We start from the raw sequence: 22,781 nt of genomic DNA, 5'->3' as shown, positions 1-22,781 counted from the left end.
CCGCGAAGACCCCCGGTCATCGCGGCGCCGCGACGACCGCCGTCGACGGTCCTGAAGAGGCCGTCGCCAGCGGATCCGGGAAGGCCACGGCCCGCCGCGCCGCCCCGCCGCGCCGCCGCGACCCGCGTGGCGCGGCGGTCCGGCTCGGCCTGATGGCCCTGCCGCTGGCATTCTTCGCGGTCTTCTTCGCGTATCCGGTGGCGGCCATCGTCACCCGCGGGCTCAAGGCCGAAGGCCGGTGGCGGTTCGACCGCGTCGGCGAGGTGCTCGGCGATGACGGCATCCGCGACGTCCTGTGGTTCACCACCTGGCAGGCCGCCGCCTCCACCGCCCTGACCCTGGCCCTCGCCCTCCCCGGCGCGTACGTCTTCGCACGCCTGGACTTCCCCGGCAGGCGACTGCTGCGCGCCGTGGTCACCGTGCCGTTCGTGCTGCCTACCGTCGTCGTGGGCACCGCGTTCCTGGCCCTGCTCGGCCGCGGCGGACTCCTGGACGACCTGTGGGGCGTACGTCTGGACACCACCGTCTGGGCGATCCTGCTGGCCCATGTGTTCTTCAACTACGCGGTCGTCGTACGGACCGTCGGCGGGCTGTGGGCGCAGCTCGACCCGCGCCAGGAGGAGGCGGCGCGGGTCCTCGGAGCGGGCCGCCTGGCGGCCTGGCGGCGCGTCACCCTGCCCGCGCTCGCGCCCGCGGTGGCCGCCGCCGCACTCATGGTCTTCCTGTTCACCTTCACCTCCTTCGGCGTCGTGCAGATCCTCGGCGGCCCCCACTACGCCACCCTGGAAGTGGAGATCTACCGGCAGACCGCTCAGCTGCTGGACCTGCCCACGGCCGCCGTCCTCAGCCTGGTGCAGTTCGCGGCGGTCGCCGCGCTGCTCGCGGTGCACGCCTGGACCGTGCGGCGCCGGGAGAGCACCCTGCGGCTGGTCGACCCGGCGCTCACCGCCCGACGCCCGCGCGGCGCCGGCCAGCGGACGCTGCTCGGCGTGGTGCTGGCCCAGATCGCGCTGCTGATCCTGCTGCCGCTCGGGGTCCTGGTGGAGCGGTCCTTCGACACCCCCGACGGCTACGGCCTGGCGTACTACCGCGCACTGGGGTCGGTCGCCGACAGTGGCGGGATGTTCCTGGTGGCGCCGGTCGAAGCCGTGTGGAACTCCCTCGAGTACGCGGCCGTCGCCACCCTCATCGCCCTGATCGTCGGCGGGCTCGCCGCCGCGGCCCTCACCCGGCGCGCGGGACGCCTCGTACGGGGCTTCGACGCGCTGCTGATGCTGCCGCTCGGCACCTCCGCCGTGACCGTCGGCTTCGGCTTCCTCATCGCCCTCGACGAGCCGCCGCTGGACCTGCGCGCCTCCTGGATCCTGGTGCCGCTGGCACAGGCTCTGGTCGGCGTGCCGTTCGTGATCCGCACCATGCTGCCGGTCCTGCGGGCGGTGGACCATCGGCTGCGCGAGGCGGCCGCTGTGCTGGGCGCCTCCCCGCTGCGGGCCTGGCGCGAGGTGGACCTGCCGCTGGTCGGCCGCGCCGTGGGGCTGGCGGCGGGCTTCGCGTTCGCCGTCTCGCTCGGCGAGTTCGGCGCCACCGTCTTCATCGCCCGGCCCGACAACCCCACGCTGCCGGTGGCCGTGTCCCGCTTCCTGGGCCGCGCGGGCGACCTGAACTACGGGCAGGCGATGGCGCTGAGCACCGTTCTCATGCTCGTGTGCGCCTGCTCCCTGGTGGTGCTGGAGCGCGTCAGGGCCGACCGTACAGGGGAGTTCTAGATGGCCATGCTGCGGCTGGAACAGCTGACCGTCCACTTCGGGGCGCGCAGGGCGCTGGACACCGTGGACCTGGAGGTCGCCGAGCACGAGACGGTGTGCGTCCTGGGCCCCAGCGGCAGCGGCAAGTCCACCCTGCTGCGGGTCGTCGCCGGGTTGCAGCGCGCGGACGCCGGACGGGTGCTGCTGGAAGGCCGCGACCAGTCGGGCGTGCCGACGCACCGGCGCGGCGTGGGCCTGATGTTCCAGGACCACCAGCTCTTCCCCCAGCGCGACGTCGGCGGCAACGTCGGCTTCGGGCTGCGGATGCGCGGCACCGGCCGCGCCGAACGGGAGCGCCGCGTCGCCGAACTGCTGGACCTGGTGGGGCTGCCCGGCGCCGCCCGGCGGGCCGTCGCCGCGCTGTCCGGCGGCGAACAGCAGCGCGTGGCCCTCGCCCGGGCCCTGGCCCCCAGCCCCCGCCTGCTGATGCTCGACGAACCGCTGGGCCAGCTCGACCGGGCCCTGCGCGAACGCCTGGTGGTCGAACTGCGCCAGCTCTTCGACCGATTGGGTACGACCGTGCTGGCCGTCACCCATGACCAGGGCGAGGCGTTCGCGCTCGCCGACCGGGTGGTGGTCATGGACGGCGGCCGGATCGCGCAGGTCGGTACCCCGCTGGAGGTGTGGCGGCGCCCCGCCTCCGAGTTCGTCGCCCGCTTCCTCGGCTTCGACAACGTGGTTCCGGCCACCGTGCACGGGGCCGCCGCGGACACCCCCTGGGGCAAGGTCCCGGTCCCGGCCGAGGCCCGGCCCGGCACCTGCCGCCTGCTGATCCGCCCGGCAGGGGTGCGGCTGGTCCCCGTGACCGAAGGGTTGCCATGCACGGTCACCGGCCGCACCTTCCGCGGCGACCACGTCGCGCTGCTCCTCCAGCCGGAGAACGCGCCCCGGCTGGAGGCCGCGTGCGCGCTCCGGGACGCGCCGGAGCCCGGGGCGCGGGTCGGTGTCGCGTTCGACGCGGGTGACGTCGTGCTGCTCAGCTCCGGCGACTGATCCGCCGCCCCGCCCCGACTCCGCGGCCGGGCCGTCAGCGCGGTCAGGGCCCCACCCAGGGGTCGCCGCCAGCGCGGTGGATGCCGCCTATCGGTGCATGGGGAGGCAGCGCGCTCGCGGCGGGTCGTCTCCGGATGGCGCGAGGGCGGCGTCCGTACGGCTCTGCGGCGTGTCCGGCGGACACCGCGCGGACGGAATCGGGGTTGAGGCGGACGGAACCCGGGCTGGCGGACGGAACCGGGCTGAGGGAGAGACGCGGCGGGGCCGCAGCGGTTCACTGCGTCAGCGGGATCGTCACGAGCTCGGCGATCGTCCATGTCAGCACGGCCAGAACGGCCAGCAGGGCCGCAGTGCGCACAGCGGCGGCGGCACGCAGCAGGCGGGCCGGGGCGCCGATGCGCGCCAGCGTCTCCCTCGTCGCCGCCCTGCCCGCCCGGACCTCCAGCGCGGCGGTGAGCGCCGTCCCGGTGACGCACCCCATGACCAGTGCCGCGCCCAGCCCGGCGACGGGGCCGCACTCGCCGAGCTCCCCGCCATACAGCTCCACCACCCCGTATGCGCCCGAGGCCACGGCGCACAGCACGCCCAGAGGACGCCCCAGGCGCGGCGCGTCCTCCTGCAGCGCCCGGCCCGCCAGCAGGCGCACCGGCCCCGGTCGGCCGGCGGCCAGCAGCCCGCCGCACAGGAACGCCAGCCCCGGCCCCGCCAGCATCAGTCCGACTGCCGTCAGCACCCAGCCGACGATCACGCCCGGCGGACTCGCGACGGTGTGGCCGGGCAGCGGCAGCACTTCGGCGGCGGCGTCGCCCGCGCCACGGCTGGTGTACGACACGAGGGCCAGCCCCGCGCCGATCAGCGCCGCGCCCCAGGGCAGGCCCACGTACCCGGCGACGTCGTAACCGGGCGGAGGCTGCGCGCCCCGCGCCGGTTCCGACGGGGTCCGCGCCGCTGCCGGCAGACCCGTCGCGGGAGCGGGCGTCTGACTCGCGATCCGCGCGGCCACGGCCTGGCCGATCGTGGTGGGCCGCCCCGCCTGCGGCCGCGCCGCCGCACGCCGCCCGGGGCGGGCTTCCGTCCGCTCACCGCGCGGCGACGGCCAGTACGACCACAGGTCCTCGCGCGGCCACAGGCAGACCGCGCTGGCCAGGGCCGCCAGCAGCGGCACCAGGGCCAGCAGGATGAACACCGCGCCGAGCGGCAGTCGCGCCCCCCGCCCGAGCTGGTCGCCCAGCCCGCCGGTCGACGCCGGACCGCCGAGGTTCCCGCGTACGTACAAGAACACCGCTAGGGCCAGCGCGCTGCCCAGCGTGCAGAACAGCGCGGTCGAGGCCGCCGCGAGCCGCGCCCGCCGGGTCGGCCCCAGCCCGGCGGAGTCCAGTCCCAGACCGGCCCGCGCACTGGGATCCGCGCGGGCGACGGCGACCGCGAACTGCACCGTGGCCGCCAGCGGTACGACGCACCACAGCAGCCGGGCGGCCGAGCCGTCGGACCGCGTCGGATGGGCCATCGCGTACCCCAGCGTGCACAGCAGCAGAAAGCCGGCGGCCGCGGACGCCGCGGTGACCAGCAGCCGCCGCAGAAGAACGAGGGGGTGCGCGCCGCGGGCTAGGCGGAGACTGAGCACGCGCCGAGCTCCTCCGTTTCGGGGGCTGGGACGGCGGTGCCGGCCCGGCGTCCGTCCTGGAGGGCGAGGGTCTGGTCGGCGAGTGGGGCCGCCTCGCTGTCGTGGGTGGCGAGGACGACGGTGATGCCGTGTGAGCGGGCCGCGGCGGCCAGCGTACGCAGCATCTGGCCGCGGTCGACCTGGTGCAGCGGGGCGGTGGGCTCGTCGGCGAACAGCACGTCGGGTCCGGCGGCGAGCGCCCGGGCGATGGCCACCCGCTGGCGCTGCGACTGCAGCAGCGCGGCCGGGCGGCGCCGCTCCTGGTCGCCGACGTCGAGCCGGTCGAGCCACTCCCTGGCGGTGTGCCGGGCGGCGCGCCGCCCGACGCCGCGCAGCATCAGCGGCAGCGCCACGTTCTCCCAGATGGTGAGCTCGGGGACCAGCTGCGGCTCGGTGCCGATCCAGCCGAAGTGCTCACGGCGCAGCCGCTCCCGGGCCGCCGGCGCGAGGGTGTGCATCGGCATGCTCTGGAACCACACCTCGCCTTCGTCCGGCGGCAGCTGACCGGACAGGCATCTGAGCAAGGTGGACTTCCCCGAGCCGCGTGGGCCGGAGACGGCAAGGATGCCGCCCTGCCGGACGCCGACGGAGACGCCGACGAGCGCGGGTGAGCCGTTGTACGCGTACGCGACGCCGCGCGCCCAGAGCACGTCGTCGTCCGGCGAAGCAACCATGCCAAGCACCTCGGCTTACCTACGAATGTCCGTTCCCCCATATGGGCGAACGAGCGCAAGGTCAATCGGTCACTGGCACGGTAAGGACTCGTGTGGGCCGATCCGGTCCAGGCTCGGCGCGGGGCGGTCCCGATTCCTCCGATCAGCCGACCGGATCGCCGCTGCGGCCCCCGCGTCGGGGGCGACGAGGGGGCCGCAGCGGCGGGAGCCGCCCGGGGGAAGGGGTTCGGACCCGGGCGGAGGCCGCTATCAGGGGCTCGAGGACGGGGGCAGAGGATCGAGGACGGGATCAGAGCTTTGTCCACGCCTCCGCGAGGGTCGCGCGGAGCACCTGCTCGATCTCGTCGAACGTCGACTGGTCCGCGATCAGCGGCGGCGCCAGCTGGACGACCGGGTCGCCGCGGTCGTCGGCGCGGCAGTACAGGCCGTTGTCGTACAGCGCCTTGGAGAGGAAGCCGTACAGGACGCGCTCGGTCTCCTCGTCGTTGAAGGACTCCTTGGTGGCCTTGTCCTTGACCAGCTCGATGCCGTAGAAGTAGCCGTTCCCGCGCACGTCGCCGACGATCGGCAGGTCGTGCAGCTTCTGGAGGGTCTTCAGGAACGCGCCCTCGTTGTCCAGTACGCGCTGGTTGAGGCCCTCGCGCTCGAAGATGTCGAAGTTCGCCAGCGCCACGGCCGAGGAGACCGGGTGGCCGCCGAAGGTGTAGCCGTGCAGGAAGGTGTTGTCGCCCTTGTAGAACGGCTCGGCCAGGCGGTCGGAGATGATGCAGGCGCCGATCGGGGAGTAGCCCGAGGTCATGCCCTTGGCGCAGGTGATCATGTCCGGGACGTAGCCGAACTTGTCGCACGCGAACATCGTGCCCAGGCGGCCGAAGGCGCAGATGACCTCGTCGGAGACGAGCAGCACGTCGTACTGGTCGCATATCTCGCGCACCCGCTGGAAGTAGCCGGGCGGCGGCGGGAAGCAGCCGCCGGCGTTCTGCACGGGCTCCAGGAAGACGGCCGCGACCGTGTCCGGGCCCTCGAAGAGGATCTGCTGCTCGATCTGGTCGGCGGCCCAGCGGCCGAACGCCTCCGGGTCGTCACCGTGGATCGGCGCCCGGTAGAAGTTGGTGTTCGGGACCTTGTGGGCGCCGGGGACCAGCGGCTCGAACGGGGCCTTCAGGGCCGGCAGGCCGGTGATGGACAGGGCGCCCTGAGGAGTGCCGTGGTACGCGACCGCTCGCGAGATGACCTTGTACTTGGTGTGCTTGCCCTTGAGCTTGAAGTACTGCTTGGCCAGCTTCCACGCGGTCTCGACGGCCTCGCCGCCGCCGGTGGTGAAGAAGACCTTGTTCAGGTCGCCGGGGGCGTAGTGCGCCAACCGCTCGGCCAGCTCGACCGCCTTGGGGTGGGCGTAGCTCCACACCGGGAAGAAGGCCAGCTCACTGGCCTGCCGGGCCGCGGTCTCGGCGAGCTCGACGCGGCCGTGGCCGGCGTTGACCACGAACAGGCCCGCGAGGCCGTCGATGTACCGCTTGCCCTTGTCGTCGTAGATGTACGTGCCCTCGCCGCGCACGATGGTCGGCACGGGGGCGTTCTCGTACGACGACATGCGGGTGAAGTGCATCCACAGGTGGTCGTAGGCCGTCTGTGACAGGTCGGCGCTCATGGCTATCTCGTTCCCCAGGTGTAGGTCTGCTTCCGGAGCTTGAGGTAGACGAAGCTCTCGGTGGAGCGCACGCCGGGCAGCGTGCGGATCCGCTTGTTGATCATTTGGAGGAGATGGTCGTCGTCCTCGCAGACGATCTCGATGATGAGATCGAACGAGCCGGCGGTCATCACCACGTACTCGACCTCTTCCATGGCGGTCAGCGCGTCGGCCACCGGATCGAGGTCGCCCTCGACGTTGATGCCGACCATCGCCTGGCGCCGCAGCCCCACGGTGAGGGGGTCGGTGACGGCGACGATCTGCATCACGCCCTGGTCGAGCAGTTTCTGTACGCGCTGCCGTACCGCCGCCTCGGACAGGCCGACGGCCTTGCCGATCGCGGCGTACGGCCGCCGGCCGTCCTCCTGGAGCTGCTCGATGATCGCCAGGGAGACGGAGTCGATCGACGGCGCGCCGTTCTTGTCAGATGTGGCCACGGACACCACTGTGCATGAGGACTCGACAGTCACGCAACCCCAGAATGATGAAATTCGTTGTTCACGCGATCGAATATCACGGATTCCGTAGTTCTAGTGGGGCGGGTATGTTGAAAACGTCGCCTGGGCGACTAGGGTGGGTGTCTCACCCATCGGACACCTCATACGGGAGGCGTGGCCACGTGACCACCGAACTGCGTCGTTTGCGCAACTACATCGACGGGGAGTTCCGGGACGCCGCGGACGGGCGGACCACTGAGGTGGTCAACCCCGCCACGGGCGAGCCGTACGCCACCGCGCCGCTGTCCGGCGCGGCGGACGTCGACGCGGCCATGGCCGCCGCCGCCAAGGCCTTCCCGGCCTGGCGCGACCTGGTACCCGGCGAGCGCCAGAAGGCACTGCTCAAGATCGCCGACGCCTTCGAGGCGCGGGCGGAGGAGCTGGTCGCCGCCGAGTCGGAGAACACCGGGAAGCCGCTCGGCCTCACGCGGGACGAGGAGGTCCCGCCGATGATCGACCAGATCCGGTTCTTCGCCGGCGCGGCCCGGATGCTGGAGGGCCGCTCCGCGGGCGAGTACATGGAGGGAATGACCTCCATCATCCGGCGCGAGCCCATCGGCGTCTGCGCGCAGGTCGCGCCGTGGAACTACCCGATGATGATGGCGGTGTGGAAGTTCGCCCCGGCGCTCGCCGCCGGCAACACCGTCGTCCTCAAGCCCTCCGACACCACCCCTGCCTCCACCGTGCTCATGGCCGAGATCATCGGCGGCGTGCTGGAGGAGCTCGGCCACCCCAAGGGCGTCTTCAACGTCATCTGCGGTGACCGCGAGAGCGGCCGCCTGATGGTCGAGCACGACGTGCCCGCCATGGCCTCCATCACCGGTTCGGTACGGGCCGGCATGCAGGTCGCCGAGAGCGCCTCCAAGGACCTCAAGCGGGTCCACCTGGAGCTTGGCGGCAAGGCGCCGGTCGTCGTCTTCGAGGACACCGACATCGCCAAGGCCGTCGAGGACATCTCGGTCGCCGGCTTCTTCAACGCGGGCCAGGACTGTACGGCCGCCACCCGCGTGCTCGTCCACGAGTCCATCCACGACGAGTTCGTGACGGCGCTGGCGAAGGCCGCCGCCGACACCAAGACCGGCGCCCCGGACGACGAGGACGTGCTGTACGGCCCGCTCAACAACGCCAACCAGCTCGCCCAGGTCAGCGGCTTCATCGACCGGCTCCCGGCGCACGCCAAGGTCGAGGCGGGCGGCCACCGGGTCGGCGACAAGGGCTACTTCTACGCCCCGACCGTCGTCTCCGGCCTCAAGCAGGACGACGAGATCGTCCAGAAGGAGGTCTTCGGCCCGGTCATCACCGTCCAGTCCTTCACGGACGAGGCCCAGGCCGTGGAGTACGCCAACGGCGTGGAGTACGCGCTCGCGTCGTCGGTGTGGACCAAGGACCACGCCCGCGCCATGCGGCTGTCCAAGGCGCTGGACTTCGGCTGTGTGTGGATCAACACCCACATCCCGCTGGTCGCGGAGATGCCGCATGGCGGCTTCAAGAAGTCCGGTTACGGGAAGGACCTGTCGGCGTACGGGTTCGAGGACTACACGCGGATCAAGCACGTGATGACGTCGCTGGGCGGCTGACGGCTGACGGCTGACGCCGCGACGCGGCCGAAAGAGCCCCGGGACACGGTCGTGTCCCGGGGCTCCGCTTATCGTTTAACCGTGCGGCTGCGTGGAGAGCGCAGTGGGGAGGAGCGCACGGTGACCGTCGTACTGACCGACAGGACCGCCATGAGCGAACGCGGCGAGCTGAGCTTGGACCAGCTGTTCGAGGTGCTGGAGCGCATCACCCCCGAGGGCTTCAGGGCCGAGATCGTCGAGGGGGCCTTCTTCATGACACCGCAGCGCACGACGCACTGGGAGGTCATCCGAAGGGTGCTGCGGCAGCTGGAGGACCGCTTCGGTGAGGACACCAAGATTCTTTCGGATGTGCGCATCGATTTCCCGGGATACAAGAACGCGTTCTGCCCCGATCTGGCGAAGCTGGCCGACGAAGCGGTGCCGAACGAGAAGGGGCGATGGTCGTGCCAGGACGTCGAGTTCGTCCTGGAGGTCATCTCCCGGGGCACGGACGCCAACGACTACGGTAAGAAGAAGGACGCGTACGCCGCTGCCGGTGTGCCCGTCTACCTGATCGTTGATCCCTATGCCCAGCAGTGCCACGTGTTCACAGAGCCGAAGGACGACGAGTATCGCAACAAGCGCACGCGTGACTTCGGCGAACCGATCGACCTCACCGACACGGTCATCGACGTGACGCTTTCCACCAAGCGCTTCCCCCGCGACTGAGCACCAGCCTTCGCAGCGCATCGATCCGGTTGGTCGTGATCGAGTCCACGCCCGCCCGCATCAGCCGCGACATCGACCACCGCGTATCCGCCGTCCACGCCGACACCAGCAAGCCGTCCGCGTGGGCGCGGTCGACCAGCCCCCGCGAGACCAGCCCCCACCGGTAGTTGAGCCAGCGGGGGCGCAGTTCGCCGAGCAGGGCGGGGCTCGGCGGGACCGTCGTGGTCCAGGTCAGCGCGATCTCGGCGGTCGGGTCCGCGCGCCGGACCGCCCGCAGCGCCGCCAGAGCCCCGCAGTAGTACGCCTGATCGGCCGCCCCGGAGGCGCGGATCTCGTCCAGCGCGGCGGGCACCGCCGAGGCTTCCGGCAGGTCGACCATGACGCGACAGCTGTCGGTCTCGGCCAGCGCCGCGCGCAGCGTCGGCACCCCGCCCCGGGTCAGCTCAGACACCTCCGCCGCCGTAAGCCGCTCCAGCGGCCGGTCGTGCTCCCATAGCCGCTTGAGCGTGGCGTCGTGGAGGACGACCGGGACCCCGTCTCGGGTGAGCCGGACGTCGATCTCCACCGCGTCCGCGCCCGCCCGCACCGCCGAACGGATCGAGGGGAGCGTGTTCTCGCGGTACGCGAACGGGTCGCCGCGATGTGCGACGGCGGTGAACGCGCTTTCCGTGGCCCGGGCCATGGCTGGCTCCCCGTCTCGTCGGTTCGTCAGTGGCCCGCCGCTGCCGTGTACGCGTCGATCTCGGCGGTCAGCCGGGCCTTGCCCGCCGCGTCCATGAAGGACGCCTCGACGGCGTTCTTCGCCAGCGCCGCCACGCCCGCCGCGTCCAGGTCGAGCAGCCGGGCGGCCACCGCGTACTCGGAGTTCAGGTCCGTGCCGAACATCGGCGGGTCGTCGCTGTTGATGGTGACCAGCACGCCCGCCGCGACCATTTCCTTGATCGGGTGCTCGTCGAGGGTGGCGACCGCCCGGGTGGCGATGTTGGAGGTCGGGCAGACCTCCAGCGGGATGCGGTGCTCGGCGAGGTGCGCCAGCAGCTTCGGGTCCTGGGTGCTGCTGGTGCCGTGCCCGATGCGTTCGGCGCGCAGCTCGGTGAGGGCGTCCCAGACCGTCTGCGGGCCGGTGGTCTCGCCCGCGTGCGGCACGCTGTGCAGCCCGGCGGCGATCGCGCGGTCGAAGTACGGCTTGAACTGCGGGCGCGGCACCCCGATCTCCGGGCCGCCGAGGCCGAAGCTGACCAGGCCCTCCGGCTGCAGCTCGGTGGCGATCCGGGCGGTCTCCTCGGCGGACGCGAGACCGGCCTCGCCAGGGATGTCGAAGCACCAGCGCAGCACCACGTCCAGCTCGGACTCGGCCGCCTTGCGGGCGTCCTCGATCGCCTCCACGAACGCCGCGTCCGGGATGCCGCGCCGGGTGGAGCTGTACGGGGTGACGGTCAGTTCGGCGTACCGGATGTTCTGCCGCGCCATGTCCCGGGCCACCTCGTAGGTGAGCAGCCGGACGTCCTCGGCGTCGCGGATCAGATCCACCACCGAGAGATAGAGCTCGATGAAGTGCGCGAAGTCCCGGAAGACGAAGTAGTCGGCGAGGGCCTCGGGGTCGGTGGGGACCGGCGAGTCGGGGTGGCGGGCGGCGAGTTGGGCGACGATGCGCGGGGACGCGGATCCGACGTGGTGGACGTGCAGCTCGGCCTTCGGCAGGCCGGCGATGAAGGTGCTGAGATCGGTCATCGGATCCTCCTGGTGGCGGGCCGCCGTTGCTGGGCTGATCGCCATCGTAGATGTGCGGGGGCGCCGCCCGGCCGCAGGCCGTAGCATGACCGGTCGACGCAGCGTGTGGGGGAGGGCCATGGGCGACCAGTCCGAGCAGCAGTCCGGTCAGCCGAGCCGGGAACCGGAGCGTGCGGGGGAGCGTGAGCCGGATCCCTGGGCGCCGCCCGAGGACCGGGTGTCGCTGGGCAAGCCGCCGGTGAGCGACCCGCCGCCCACTCCGCCTGCCCCGGGTACTCCGCCCGTCTCGACGTCTCCGTCTGTCCCGGGTGCTCCGCCCGTCTCGACGTCTCCGTCTGTCCCGGGTGCTCCGCCCGTCTCGACGTCTCCGTCTGTCCCGGGTGCTCCGCCCGTCTCGACGTCTCCGTCTGTCCCGGGTGCTCCGCCCGTCTCGGCGACTCCGCCCGGCCTGGGTGCTCCGTCTGTCTCGGGCGTTCAGTCCGGCTCGGGCACTCCGCCGGTCCCGGCAACCTCACCTGTCCCGGGCACTCAGTCCGTTCCCGGTGGTCCGCCGGTGCCGAGCGCGCCGCCCGGCTCGGGCGCTCCCGGTGGCACCGGTACTCCGCCAGGACCGGTCGGGGCCGACGTGCCGAGCATGCCGACTCTGCCCGGCGTCCCGCTGGCGCCCCCGCCGGCCTGCCCACCTGGTGCCGCCCTTCCCGGAGCCGTGCCGCCCGGTGCGGTGCCGCCGCCTCCGCTCGCCCCCACCGGCCCCGGCACCCCCAGCGCCTACCTGGGCGCCCCGCCCGGCCAGACCGGGTACGGGCAGGGCGGCTACGGCCAGCCCGGGTACGGATTCCCCGGTGGCGGCCAGCCCGGCTACCCGCCCGGTCCGTACGCGCCCTACGGCGGCCCCGCGCCCTACGGCTGGACCCGCCCGTACCTCCCCGACAACGGCGCGGGCACCGCCGCCCTGGTGCTCGGCATCATCGGGCTGGTGCTCTTCTGGACCCTGGTCTTCGGCATCATCCTGGGCATTCTCGCGATCGTCTTCGGCTCGGTGGGCCGCTCCAAGGTGATCAGCGGCGTGGCCGACAACAACGGGTCGGCCGTCTCCGGACTCGTCTGCGGCGTGGTGGCCGTCGTCGCGAGCGTCATCATGATCTTCGCGTTGATCGCCGACGAGGACGATCACGACGTCGACCGCGACCCCTACCGCGAGCTGGCCGCCGTGCTGGTGGTCTCACCGGACGGTGCGGCGTCGGGCGGTGCGGTGCCCGTCGGTGCGGCGCCGGACGGTGCGGTGCCCGACGGTGCGGCGCCGGACGGTGCGGTGCCCGTCGGTTCGGCGCCACGCGGCGCGGCGTAGGCCGCCGCGCCGGACGCCAGCCGCTGACGCGCCTCCATCAGGGCGAACCCCAGCAGATTGAGCCCGCGCCAGCGGGCCGGATCCTGGGCCCGCTCGTCGTCGGCCGCCAAGCCGATGCCCCAGACCCGGTCGACCGGGCTCGCTTCCACCAGCACCCGCGCACCGGTGCCCAGCAGGTAGTCGCGCAACCGCGGGTGCTGCCCGAACTTGTGCACGCTGCCGCGCACCACCAGCTCGAAGCGGTGCGCCCGCCACATGGGCTCGTCAAACCCGCGCACCGAGCGGCCCACGGCCTTCGCCTCGTGGGGATGCGACGCCGCTATCGCCCGCCGCTCGGCGTCCTCGTCGCCGAAGAGCCGGGCCTTGCCCGCCATCATCCAGTGCTCGGCGGTCGCGTACTCGACGCCGTCCACGGTGAACGGCGCGACCCACCACTGGCTGAAGCAGCCCCGCCCCACGCCGCCGCCCCTCGGCGGCTGGTGCCCCCAGAACCACACGTACTTGAACCGCTCGCCGCGCGCCGTCCGCTCGACCAGCTCCGCCGCAGACCTCACCTCATCCATGCCCGAATTCTGGCAGCGGCCACTGACAGCGCGCCGGAGCGGCCCGCGACGGCCCAGTGGCGACCTGCGACGGCCAGTGGCGACCTGCGACGGTCCACACCGCCCCGATCACCGAATCCGTCGCGAAACCAAAAAGCAACAACGGAATCACTTGTTGATGCGTATCTCCTCTGTCAGGATCAGCCATCAATTCCGGTTGGAGCTACGCCTACCCAGGAGAACGCGCGATGGATCAGCGGTTCGATGCGACGGGGCGGTTCACCGAGGGCGCGCAGTACATCGCGGGCACGCTGCGGCCCGGCACCTCGGGACGTACCCAGGCGGTGACCGACCCGGCCACCGGGCGGGAGGTGCTCCGCTACGAGCTCGCCGGGGCGGCCGACGTCGACGCCGCGGTGGCCGCCGCCCAGGCCGCGTTCCCCGGCTGGGCCGGGGCCACGCCCGGGGCGCGGTCCGACGCCCTGCACCGGTTCGCGGCCGTCCTCGCCGACCAGGCCGCGGACCTCGCCCGCGCCGAGTCCCTCCAGTGCGGCAAGCCCCTCAAGCTCACCACCGAGTTCGACGTACCCGGCACGGTCGACAACACCGTCTTCTTCGCCGGGGCCGCGCGCCACCTGGAGGGGAAGTCCGCCGCCGAGTACAGCGGCGACCACACCTCGTACGTCCGCCGCGAGCCCATCGGGGTCATCGGCTCCATCGCCCCCTGGAACTACCCTCTCCAGATGGCGGCGTGGAAGATCCTCCCGGCCGTCGCCGCGGGCAACACCATCGTCCTCAAGCCCGCCGAACTCACCCCGCTCACCTCGCTGATGTTCGCCCGGGCCGCCACCGAGGCGGGCCTCCCGGACGGCGTGATCAACATCGTCTCCGGCGCGGGCCCGGAAGCGGGCGAGCACCTGGTCGGCCACCCCGCCGTCGCCATGACCTCCTTCACCGGGTCGACGGCGGTCGGCAAGCGGGTCGCCGCCGTCGCCACCGGCACCGTCAAGCGCCTGCACCTCGAACTCGGCGGCAAGGCCCCCTTCGTCGTCTTCGACGACGCCGACCTGACCGCCGCCGTACACGGGGCGGTCGCGGCGGCGCTCATCAACACCGGGCAGGACTGCACCGCCGCCACCCGCGCCTATGTCCAGCGCCCGCTGTACGACGCCTTCGTCGCCCAGGTCGCCGAGCTGATGGCGACCGTACGCCTCGGCGACCCCTTCGACCCGGCCACCGACCTGGGCCCGCTGGTCTCCCACGCCCAGCGCGACCGCGTCGCCGGATTCGTGGACCGGGCCCGGTCGTACGCCACCGTCGTGACCGGCGGCCAGGCCCCGCGGGGCGAGTTGGCCGACGGCGCCTACTACCAGCCCACGCTGATCACCGGAGCCCCCCAGGACAGCGAGATCGTCCAGGCCGAGATCTTCGGCCCGGTCCTGGTCGTGCTGCCCTTCGACAGCGACGACGAAGGGCTGGCCCTGGCAAACGACACCCCGTACGGACTCGCCGCCTCCGCCTGGACCCGCGACGTCTACCGGGCCGGCCGCGCCACCCGCGAGCTGAAGTCCGGCTGCGTGTGGATCAACGACCACATCCCGATCATCAGCGAGATGCCGCACGGCGGCGCCAAGGCGTCGGGCTATGGAAAGGACATGTCGGCGTACTCGTTCGATGAGTACACGCAGGTCAAGCACGTGATGTACGACAATACGGCGGTGCCCCGGAAGGACTGGCACCGCACGGTCTTCGGAGATCGCTGACCCCTCCTCGGGCCCGCCGCGCCCTGAGGGGCCGCGCTGATTTCTCAGACCCGCTGACCACTCTTCGGGGGACCGCTGCCCACCCTCACCGGCCGACCACCGGACCGACGCAAGGAAGGCCACAGCATGGCGCACCACCAGCCCGAGAGCCTGTCCCCGCCGCAGCTCGCCGCCATCCGGCGCAGCCTCACCAGCGGCCGGGCGGCACTCACCCGCCGGTCACTGCTGCGCGCGGGCGGCGCCGGGGCGCTGGCCACCGGCGGGCTCGGGGCGCTCACGGCCTGCGGCATCCCGCCCGCCACCCGCGGCGAAAGCGGCCCGTCCGACGACCACTCGGACGAGGAGAAGAGCCTGACCTTCTCCAACTGGACCGAGTACATGGACGTCACCGACGACGGCAAGCACCGGCCGACGCTGGAGGCGTTCCAGCGCCGCACCGGCATCAAGGTCAAGTACACCGAGGACATCAACGACAACGTCGAGTTCTTCGGCAAGGTCAAGCCGCAGCTCGCGGCGGGCAAGGGCATCGACCGCGACCTGATCTGCGTCACCGACTGGATGGCCGGCCGGATGATCCGGCTCGGCTGGATGCAGAAGCTGGACCCCGCCAACCTGCCGCACGCCTACGCCAACCTGTCCGCCCCGTTCCGCAGCCCCGACTGGGATCCCGGCCGCGCGCACTCCTACACCTGGACCGGCATCCCCGCCGTCATCGCGTACAACAAGAAAGCCACCGGCGGCCGCAAGGTCGACTCCATCAGCCAGCTGCTGGAGGACCCCGAGCTCAAGGGCCGGGTCGGGATGCTCACCGAGATGCGCGACACCGTCGGCCTCACCCTCCTCGATATGGGCAAGCGCCCCGAGGCCTGCACCGCCGACGACTACGACGCCGCCATCGCCCGGATCCAGAAGGCCGTCGACAAGGGGCAGATCCGCCGCTTCACCGGCAACGACTACACCAACGACCTCGACAAGGGCGACCTCGCCGCCTGCGTCGCCTGGGCCGGAGACCTCATGCAGCTCCAGGCCGACAACCCGGCGATCGACTTCGCCATCCCCGACGCCGGCTACATGATCTCCACCGACAACCTGCTGGTACCGGCCGGGGCCCGGCACAAGAAGAACGCCGAACGGCTCATCGACTACTACTACGAGCCCAAGGTCGCCGCCCAGCTGGCGGCCTGGATCAACTACGTCTGCCCGGTCGACGGAGTCCGCAAGGAGCTCGCGAAGATCGACAAGAGTCTGGCCGAGAACCCGCTGATCCTCCCGGACGAGGAGACGGCCGCCAAGTCGCACGCCTTCCGCTCGCTGTCCAGCGAGGAAGAGACCGCGTTCGAGGACAAGTTCGCCACCCTCATCGGCGCCTGACCCCCGGCCCAGCCGCACCTCCGGCCGAGCCGCACCCCCGGCCCAGACATACGGAAGAGAAGCACCCATGACCGCTTCCCCCGCGCCCTCCGGCGACACCCCCCACGCCGCCTCCGGCGGCGACGTACGCCTCACCGGTCTCAGCAAGACCTACGGCTCCTTCACCGCCGTCCACCCCCTGGACCTGACCATCCCCGCAGGCTCCTTCTTCGCCCTCCTCGGCGCGTCCGGCTGCGGCAAGACCACCACCCTGCGCATGATCGCGGGGCTGGAGGACCCCACCACCGGCACGGTCGAACTCGCCGGGAAGGACGTCACCGCCCTGCCGCCGTACAAGCGCCCCGTCAACACCGTCTTCCAGAGCTACGCCCTCTTCCCGCACCTGGACATCTACGAGAACGTCGCCTTCGGGCTGCGCCGCCGCGGCATCAAGTCCGTGAAGAAGCAGGTCGGCGAGATGCTCGACCTCGTCCAGCTCGGCGATCTGGCCCGCCGCAAGCCGCAGCAGCTCTCCGGCGGCCAACAGCAGCGCGTGGCCGTCGCCCGCGCCCTGATCAACCACCCGCAGGTGCTGCTGCTGGATGAGCCGCTCGGCGCGCTCGACCTCAAGCTCCGCCGCCAGATGCAGCTCGAACTCAAGCGCATCCAGACCGAGGTCGGCATCACCTTCGTCCACGTCACCCACGACCAGGAGGAGGCCATGACCATGGCCGACACGGTCGCGGTGATGAACGGCGGCCGGGTCGAGCAGCTGGGCGCCCCCGCCGACCTGTACGAGAACCCGCGCACCACCTTCGTCGCCAACTTCCTGGGCACCTCCAACCTCATCACCGCCGAGGTCGTCAGCGTCGGCGGCGACGCACTGACGCTGCGCGCCGGGGACTCCAAGCTCGCCCTGCCCACCGCACGATGTACCGCCACCGTCCGCACCGGTGGAACGGTGCTGGTCGGCGTACGCCCCGAGAAGATCACCCTCACCCACGCCGACGACGCCGACACCGTCCCCGGCGGACGCAACCGCCTCCTCGGCCGGATCGCCGACTCCAGCTTCATCGGCGTCTCCACCCAGTACGTCATCGACAGCCCGGCCGGCGCCGCGCTCGCCGTCTACGAGCAGAACATCGAGCGCGACCCGCGGCTGGTGCCGGGTGCCGAGGTCGTCCTGCACTGGAACCCCGCGCACACCTTCGGACTCGACGCCGACCAGGACGCCCAGGCGGGCACCGAGCTGGACGAGGAGGCCTCGTGACGGCGACCAAGGCGCCTCCGGCGCCCGAACCAGCCCTGGAACTCCGCAAGCCGTCCACCCGCAAGCGGCTCGTACCGTACTGGCTGCTGCTCCCCGGCATCGTGTGGCTGCTGGTGTTCTTCGCCGCCCCGCTGGTCTACCAGGCGTCCACCTCCCTGCAGACCGGCTCTCTCGAAGAGGGCTTCGAGGTCACCTGGCACGTCCAGACGTACGCGGACGCGCTGACCGAGTACTACCCGCAGTTCCTGCGCTCGGTGGCCTACGCGGGCACCGCCACCGCCCTGTGCCTGCTGCTCGGCTACCCGCTGGCCTACCTCATCGCCTTCAAGGCAGGCCGCTGGCGCAACGTGCTGATGATCCTGGTCATCGCGCCGTTCTTCACCAGCTTCCTGATCCGCACCCTCGCCTGGAAGACGATCCTGTCCGACGGCGGCACGGTCGTCTCCGTTCTGAACTCCCTGCACATACTGGACGTCACCAGCTGGCTGGGCGTCACCGAGGGGGAGCGGGTGCTGGCCACCCCGCTGGCCGTCGTCTGCGGACTGACGTACAACTTCCTGCCCTTCATGATCCTGCCGCTCTACACCTCCCTGGAGCGCATCGACGGCAGGCTGCACGAGGCGGCCGGCGACCTGTACGCGCGCCCCTTCACCACCTTCCGCAAGGTGACCTTCCCGCTGTCGATGCCGGGCGTCGTGGCGGGCACCCTGCTCACCTTCATCCCCGCCACCGGCGACTACATCAACGCCGAACTGCTCGGCGCCGCCAACCAGAAGATGGTCGGCAACGTCATCCAGTCGCAGTTCCTGCGGGTGCTGGACTACCCGACGGCGGCCGCGCTGTCGTTCATCCTCATGGCGGCGATCCTCGCCATGGTCACCGTCTACATCCGCAAGTCAGGGACGGAGGACCTGGTCTGATGCCCGCACCGAGCACTCCGAGCACACCCAGAGCAGCGAACACACCGAGAGCAGCGAGCACACGGAGAGCACCGAGCCCCCTGACCGCGCTGACGCGCTGGCTGCGCAGGAACCTGGTGGTGCTGGCGGGGCTCGCCACCCTCGCCTACCTGATCCTGCCCAACGTCGTGGTCCTGGTCTTCTCGTTCAACAAGCCCAACGGCCGCTTCAACTACACCTGGCAGCGGTTCTCCACCGACGCCTGGACCGACCCGTGCGGCGTCGCCGACCTGTGCGGTTCCCTCTCGCTCAGCCTGCGGATCGCGATATGGGCCACCGTCGGGGCGACCGTCCTCGGCACGATGATCGCCTTCGCGCTCGCCCGCTACCGCTTCCGCGCCCGCGGCGCGGTCAACAGCCTGATCTTCATGCCGATGGCGATGCCCGAGGTCGTCATGGCCGCCTCACTGGCCACCCTCTTCCTCAACATGGGCGTGGACTTCGGCTTCTGGACGATCCTCATCGCGCACATCATGTTCTGCCTGAGCTTCGTCGTCACCGCCGTCAAGGCGCGCGTGATGAGCATGGACCCACGGCTGGAACAGGCCGCCCAGGACCTCTACGCCTCCCCGGCCCAGACCTTCCTGCGCGTCACCCTGCCGATCGCCGCGCCCGGCATCGCCGCCGGCGCGCTGCTGTCCTTCGCGCTCTCCTTCGACGACTTCATCATCACCAACTTCAACGCCGGATCGACCGTGACCTTCCCCATGTTCGTCTGGGGATCGGCACAGCGCGGCACGCCCGTCCAGATCAACGTGATCGGGACCGCGATGTTCGCCCTCGCCGTGCTGTGCGTACTCGTCGGCCAACTGGCCGGCACTCGCCGCAAAAGGAGCTGAGAATCATGGCCTCAGCAGCCATGAACCCTGTACGAAGCCTTTCCGACACCCACCTCACGCCCTACTGGCTGGACGACCCCGCCCGGCCGGAGGCCCGCCCCGCCCTCGTCGGCGACGAACAGTGCGATCTGCTCGTCGTCGGCGGCGGCTACACCGGACTGTGGACCGCGCTGCGCGCCAAGGAACGCGACCCGCACCGGGACGTCGTCCTGGTGGAGGCCCAGGAGATCGGCTGGGCGGCCTCCGGCCGCAACGGCGGCTTCTGCGCCGCCTCCCTCACCCACGGCCTCGGCAACGGGCTGGCCCGCTGGCCCGAGGAACTGCCCACCCTCGAACGCCTCGGGCAGCGCAACCTCGACGAGATCGAAGCCACCGTCGCCCGCTACGGCATCGACTGCGACTTCGAACGCACCGGCGAGATCGACGTGGCCACCGCCCCCCACCAGATCGCGGAGCTCCGCGAGACCGCCCGCGACGCCGAACGGCTGGGCCTGGCCGCACCGGAGTTCCTCGACCGCGACGCGGTACGCGCCGAGGTCGACTCACCCACCTTCCTGGCCGGGCTCTGGAACCGCACTGGCGTGGCCATGCTGCACCCGGCCAAGCTCGCCTGGGGCCTGAAGAGCGCCTGCCTGCGCCTCGGCGTGCGGATCTACGAGCACACCCCCGCCCAGCGGCCGGTCACCAGCGGCGGCTCGCTGACCGTCGCCACCCCCTACGGCCGGGTCCGCGCGCGACGGATGGCGCTGGGCACCAACGCCTTCCCGTCCCCGGTGCGGCGGATCCGCCCGTACGTCGTACCCGTCTACGACCACGCGCTGATGACGGAACCGCTGGGACCCGACCAACTCGCCGCCGTCGGTTGGCAGGGCCGCCAGGGACTCAGCGACAGCGCCAACCACTTCCACTACTTCCGGATCACCGCCGACCAGCGCATCCTGTGGGGCGGACACGACATCGTCTACCGCTTCGGGCAGCGCGTCCGCGCCGAGCACGACCACCGCCCCACCACCTACCGCACCCTCGCCGAGCACTTCTTCCGCTGCTTCCCGCAGCTGGAGGGCGTACGGTTCAGCCACGCCTGGGGCGGCGCGATCGACACCTGCTCGCGGTTCTCGGCCTTCTTCGGCACCGCGCACGGCGGGCGGGTCGGCTACGCCCTGGGCTACACCGGCCTCGGCGTCGGCGCCACCCGCTTCGGCGCCGACGTGATGCTGGACCTCCTGGACGGCCGGGACACCGAACGCACCCGGCTGCGCATGGTCCGCAGCAAGCCGCTGCCCTTCCCGCCGGAGCCGCTGCGCTGGGCCGGAATCGGCATTACCCAGTGGTCGATGACCCGCGCGGACCGGCGGGGCGGGCGGCGGAACCTGTGGCTGAAGGCCATGGACAAGGCGGGCCTCGGGTTCGACAGCTGACGCCGCGCGCGCCGGCCTTCGACGGTTGAAGGCGTGCGATGTGCCGGCGTACGACTGCTGAATCCGTGCGACGTGGTCGGTGTTCGACGGCCGCAGCCGTTGGGATGTGCCGGTGTTCGACGGCCGGAGCCGTGTAAGGATCCGTGCCGCCGCCCTTCTCCTCCCGTGAGCGCGTCACCAGGCGCGCACGAGGAGCGGAGGCTTGGCATGGCGGGCACGGGCGGTACGGGCAACGCGGGGCGGGGCGCCCTGGAATGGCTGGTCTCGGCGGCCCCCGATCCCGGCGCCTGCCGGTGGGAGTGGGAGCGCAGCCCCTCGGGGGCGGCACTGCTGCCCGCCGGCAGGCTCTGGGACGTCCTGGTCCTGCCCGGCGAGCTGGGCACGGCGACGCTGGAGGTGCTGTGCCGCCGCGCCGACCACCGGCCGGGCCCGGTCGTCGCGGCCTTCGGCGGCGCCCAGGTGGGCTACTTCGTCCCGGCGGGAACCGCCGACCGCTGGATCGGCACGGGCGTACGGGGGGTCTCCACCGGAGCCTGGGTCGCGGTGCCGCACCCGGGGCGGGTGAGCGGAGGGATGCGCTGGCTCGTCGCGCCGGACGGCTCGGGACGCCTCACCGATCCGGTGGTGCTGGAGCTGGCGATGCATGAGGCCGCCGCCCGGCTGATGTGCGGCGGCTGACGCGGTGCGGCGGCTCGAGCCGGTTCCGTACGACCGTGGCGGCCGTCTGCAGTACGCCGGACAGCAGTACGCCGGACAGGCACCAGCCGCCGATGACGTCGAGCGGCCAGTGGTAGCCGCGCAGCACCAGGCCCGTGCCCACGCAGAGGTTCAGCAGCGCGACCGCCGCGGCCACCGCGACCGCGACGCGGCGGCGCGGGCCGCGGGTGTCGCGGTGTCGCGCGTCTTCGCGGCGTCGCGCGGCCTCGTGATGCCGCGCGTCCTCGCGGTGGCGGCCGTCTTCGCGGAGTCCCCCGTCCTCGCGCCGCTCGGTGCCGTGGCAGAGCAGGACCAGCAGCGCTGCCCCGCCGTACGCGACCGTGGCCGTCGCCGTATGACCCGACGGGTAGAACCCCTCCGTACCGGCCAGCGGGCCGGGTGGCGCCGGACGGTCGACCAGTGCCTTCAGCGGCGCGACGATCAACGGCACCGCCGCCATGGCTGCCGCGGCGGCGAGCGGCGGCGGCCACCAGCGGACCCCGGCCCGGCGCAGCCGCAGGCCCGTATAGACCAGCGCCGCGCCCAGCACGGGCAGCGCCACGGCCATGTTGCCGAGGTCGGCGAAGAACTCCGCGAGCCGGCCGGGCAGCAGTCGGCCGCGTGCGGCGCGCCCGATCCGCTCGTCGAGGGAGCGCAGTGGTCCGCGTGCGGCGACCTGCCAGGTGACGGCGGCGAAGATCAGCGCGCAACAGGCGGCGAGGACTCGCGCGGCCCCTCCGGGCAGCGGGATACGCGGCGGACGGGGCGCACGGGCTGGATGCATCGCACGGAGCATACGTGTCCGAAGGGCGCGGAGGGCATCAAGGGAGGCGGAAGGACGCGGAGGGCGTCAAGGAAGGCGGAGGGGCGCGGAGGAAGGCGGAAGGGCGCTGAGGAAGGGCGACGGCCCCGGAACAGGGGGGGTAGTTCCGGGGCCGCCGCGGCGACCGGTGGACCGCGCGCCCCGGGGGGTTTGGGGCGGGCGGCCGTCCGATCGGTGAGGAGATCCGGAGCCGGAGGCTCCATTGGTGTGCGCGAGGGCACAGCCGGGTCGGAACCGGGGAAGCGCCGACACGGCGCCGCTCGCAGTCCCCTGCGAGCGGGGTGTTTCTCTCATCTGCAGAAACCGTACGGCAGCTCGGCCGGGCCGGACAGGCGGATCACCCGTCCGACATGGCCCCCGCACATCTTCTTCACGCCGCCCCCGCCGTGCACCCCGCCGAGGATGACGGGCCGTCACCTCGGGTGGGGCGCACGG

At 72.1% G+C, this 22,781-nt stretch carries 18 protein-coding genes and 3 pseudogenes; 12 read left to right on the top strand and 9 right to left on the bottom strand.

Translation table 11 applies throughout. The features are described 5' to 3' along the window. The first annotated feature begins 152 nt into the window (after nt 1-152). Together ACQUSR_RS08345 and ACQUSR_RS08340 are read left to right on the top strand one after the other, a co-directional pair. A complete protein-coding gene (locus ACQUSR_RS08345; protein WP_431047447.1) occupies nt 153-1,766 on the top strand; it encodes an ABC transporter permease in 1,614 nt (537 codons plus the stop codon). Continuing rightward, on the top strand, nt 1,767-2,798 hold the full coding sequence (locus tag ACQUSR_RS08340) for an ABC transporter ATP-binding protein (protein ID WP_431041919.1): 1,032 nt from the start codon (nt 1,767-1,769) through the stop codon (nt 2,796-2,798). Nucleotides 2,799-3,072: 274 nt separating this feature from the next. On the opposite strand, the gene ACQUSR_RS08335 is transcribed toward ACQUSR_RS08340, so the two are convergent. The 4 genes and pseudogenes from ACQUSR_RS08335 to ACQUSR_RS08320 form a co-directional block, all read right to left on the bottom strand. Then, nucleotides 3,073-4,422 (bottom strand): hypothetical protein, encoded by a 1,350-nt coding sequence (locus ACQUSR_RS08335; protein ID WP_431041918.1) that lies wholly within the window; start codon nt 4,420-4,422, stop codon nt 3,073-3,075. Further along, nucleotides 4,404-5,051: pseudogene (locus ACQUSR_RS08330) on the bottom strand (ABC transporter ATP-binding protein); the annotation flags it as partial. The pseudogene ACQUSR_RS08330 and the gene ACQUSR_RS08335, both read right to left, overlap by 19 nt. Before the next feature lie 373 nt (nt 5,052-5,424). Further along, nucleotides 5,425-6,786, bottom strand: coding sequence for an aspartate aminotransferase family protein (locus tag ACQUSR_RS08325; protein ID WP_431041917.1), 1,362 nt, complete (start codon nt 6,784-6,786; stop codon nt 5,425-5,427). A 2-nt stretch (nt 6,787-6,788) separates the two neighbouring features. Beyond that, nucleotides 6,789-7,262 carry an Lrp/AsnC family transcriptional regulator gene (locus ACQUSR_RS08320; protein WP_304464215.1) on the bottom strand — a complete coding sequence of 158 codons (474 nt, stop codon included), beginning with the start codon at nt 7,260-7,262 and terminating at the stop codon, nt 6,789-6,791. A 182-nt stretch (nt 7,263-7,444) separates the two neighbouring features. On the opposite strand from ACQUSR_RS08320, the gene ACQUSR_RS08315 reads away from it, so the two are divergent. Both ACQUSR_RS08315 and ACQUSR_RS08310 read left to right on the top strand, forming a co-directional pair. Next, entirely contained in the window at nt 7,445-8,899 is a 1,455-nt protein-coding gene (locus ACQUSR_RS08315) for a gamma-aminobutyraldehyde dehydrogenase (protein ID WP_431041916.1), read from the top strand. A gap of 150 nt (nt 8,900-9,049) precedes the next feature. Continuing rightward, nucleotides 9,050-9,607, top strand: a complete 558-nt coding sequence (locus tag ACQUSR_RS08310) for a Uma2 family endonuclease (RefSeq protein ID WP_431047446.1) — start codon at nt 9,050-9,052, stop codon at nt 9,605-9,607. On the opposite strand, the gene ACQUSR_RS08305 is transcribed toward ACQUSR_RS08310, so the two are convergent. Both ACQUSR_RS08305 and ACQUSR_RS08300 read right to left on the bottom strand, forming a co-directional pair. Next, entirely contained in the window at nt 9,564-10,289 is a 726-nt protein-coding gene (locus tag ACQUSR_RS08305) for a glycerophosphodiester phosphodiesterase (RefSeq protein WP_431041915.1), read from the bottom strand. The two genes, ACQUSR_RS08310 and ACQUSR_RS08305, sit on opposite strands and share 44 nt — an antisense overlap. 26 nt (nt 10,290-10,315) lie before the next feature. Continuing rightward, the gene (locus ACQUSR_RS08300; RefSeq protein ID WP_431041914.1) at nt 10,316-11,338 is read right to left on the bottom strand and encodes an adenosine deaminase; all 1,023 of its coding nucleotides are present in this window, start codon (nt 11,336-11,338) and stop codon (nt 10,316-10,318) included. Nucleotides 11,339-11,972: 634 nt separating this feature from the next. Between ACQUSR_RS08300 and ACQUSR_RS08295 the strand changes: the two genes are divergently transcribed. Then, nucleotides 11,973-12,686: a DUF4190 domain-containing protein gene (locus ACQUSR_RS08295; RefSeq protein ID WP_431041913.1), complete on the top strand. Its 714-nt coding sequence runs from the start codon at nt 11,973-11,975 to the stop codon at nt 12,684-12,686. Between the two features lie 5 nt (nt 12,687-12,691). On the opposite strand, the pseudogene ACQUSR_RS08290 reads toward ACQUSR_RS08295, so the two are convergent. After that, nucleotides 12,692-13,249: pseudogene (locus ACQUSR_RS08290) on the bottom strand (NADAR family protein); the annotation flags it as partial. A gap of 227 nt (nt 13,250-13,476) precedes the next feature. Here ACQUSR_RS08290 and ACQUSR_RS08285 point away from each other — a divergent pair. The 7 genes from ACQUSR_RS08285 (at nt 13,477) to ACQUSR_RS08255 (ending at nt 21,505) form a co-directional block, all read left to right on the top strand. Beyond that, nucleotides 13,477-14,991 (top strand): gamma-aminobutyraldehyde dehydrogenase, encoded by a 1,515-nt coding sequence (locus tag ACQUSR_RS08285; protein WP_431041912.1) that lies wholly within the window; start codon nt 13,477-13,479, stop codon nt 14,989-14,991. Between the two features lie 126 nt (nt 14,992-15,117). Beyond that, the gene (locus tag ACQUSR_RS08280; protein WP_431041911.1) at nt 15,118-16,362 is read left to right on the top strand and encodes a polyamine ABC transporter substrate-binding protein; all 1,245 of its coding nucleotides are present in this window, start codon (nt 15,118-15,120) and stop codon (nt 16,360-16,362) included. A 67-nt stretch (nt 16,363-16,429) separates the two neighbouring features. Continuing rightward, nucleotides 16,430-17,611: an ABC transporter ATP-binding protein gene (locus ACQUSR_RS08275; protein WP_431041910.1), complete on the top strand. Its 1,182-nt coding sequence runs from the start codon at nt 16,430-16,432 to the stop codon at nt 17,609-17,611. Continuing rightward, entirely contained in the window at nt 17,608-18,531 is a 924-nt protein-coding gene (locus ACQUSR_RS08270; protein WP_431041909.1) for an ABC transporter permease, read from the top strand. The genes ACQUSR_RS08275 and ACQUSR_RS08270 overlap by 4 nt, the downstream gene beginning before the upstream one ends. Then, the gene (locus ACQUSR_RS08265) at nt 18,531-19,409 is read left to right on the top strand and encodes an ABC transporter permease (protein ID WP_431041908.1); all 879 of its coding nucleotides are present in this window, start codon (nt 18,531-18,533) and stop codon (nt 19,407-19,409) included. The genes ACQUSR_RS08270 and ACQUSR_RS08265 overlap by 1 nt, the downstream gene beginning before the upstream one ends. A gap of 5 nt (nt 19,410-19,414) precedes the next feature. Continuing rightward, complete coding sequence (locus ACQUSR_RS08260; protein ID WP_431041907.1) at nt 19,415-20,827, top strand: NAD(P)/FAD-dependent oxidoreductase; 1,413 nt, start codon at nt 19,415-19,417, stop codon at nt 20,825-20,827. A 207-nt stretch (nt 20,828-21,034) separates the two neighbouring features. Then, nucleotides 21,035-21,505, top strand: a complete 471-nt coding sequence (locus ACQUSR_RS08255) for a hypothetical protein (protein ID WP_431041906.1) — start codon at nt 21,035-21,037, stop codon at nt 21,503-21,505. On the opposite strand, the gene ACQUSR_RS08250 is transcribed toward ACQUSR_RS08255, so the two are convergent. Together ACQUSR_RS08250 and ACQUSR_RS08245 are read right to left on the bottom strand one after the other, a co-directional pair. Then, nucleotides 21,438-22,307, bottom strand: coding sequence for a phosphatase PAP2 family protein (locus tag ACQUSR_RS08250; protein WP_431041905.1), 870 nt, complete (start codon nt 22,305-22,307; stop codon nt 21,438-21,440). The two genes, ACQUSR_RS08255 and ACQUSR_RS08250, sit on opposite strands and share 68 nt — an antisense overlap. A 105-nt stretch (nt 22,308-22,412) precedes the next feature. After that, nucleotides 22,413-22,640: pseudogene (locus ACQUSR_RS08245) on the bottom strand (phosphatase PAP2 family protein); the annotation flags it as partial. Between the last annotated feature and the right edge of the window lie 141 nt (nt 22,641-22,781).

The sequence above is a fragment of the Streptomyces sp. P1-3 genome, assembly GCF_050613155.1.
Taxonomy (GTDB): Bacteria; Actinomycetota; Actinomycetes; order Streptomycetales; family Streptomycetaceae; genus Streptomyces.
This window is presented reverse-complemented; position numbering and strand designations above follow the sequence as displayed.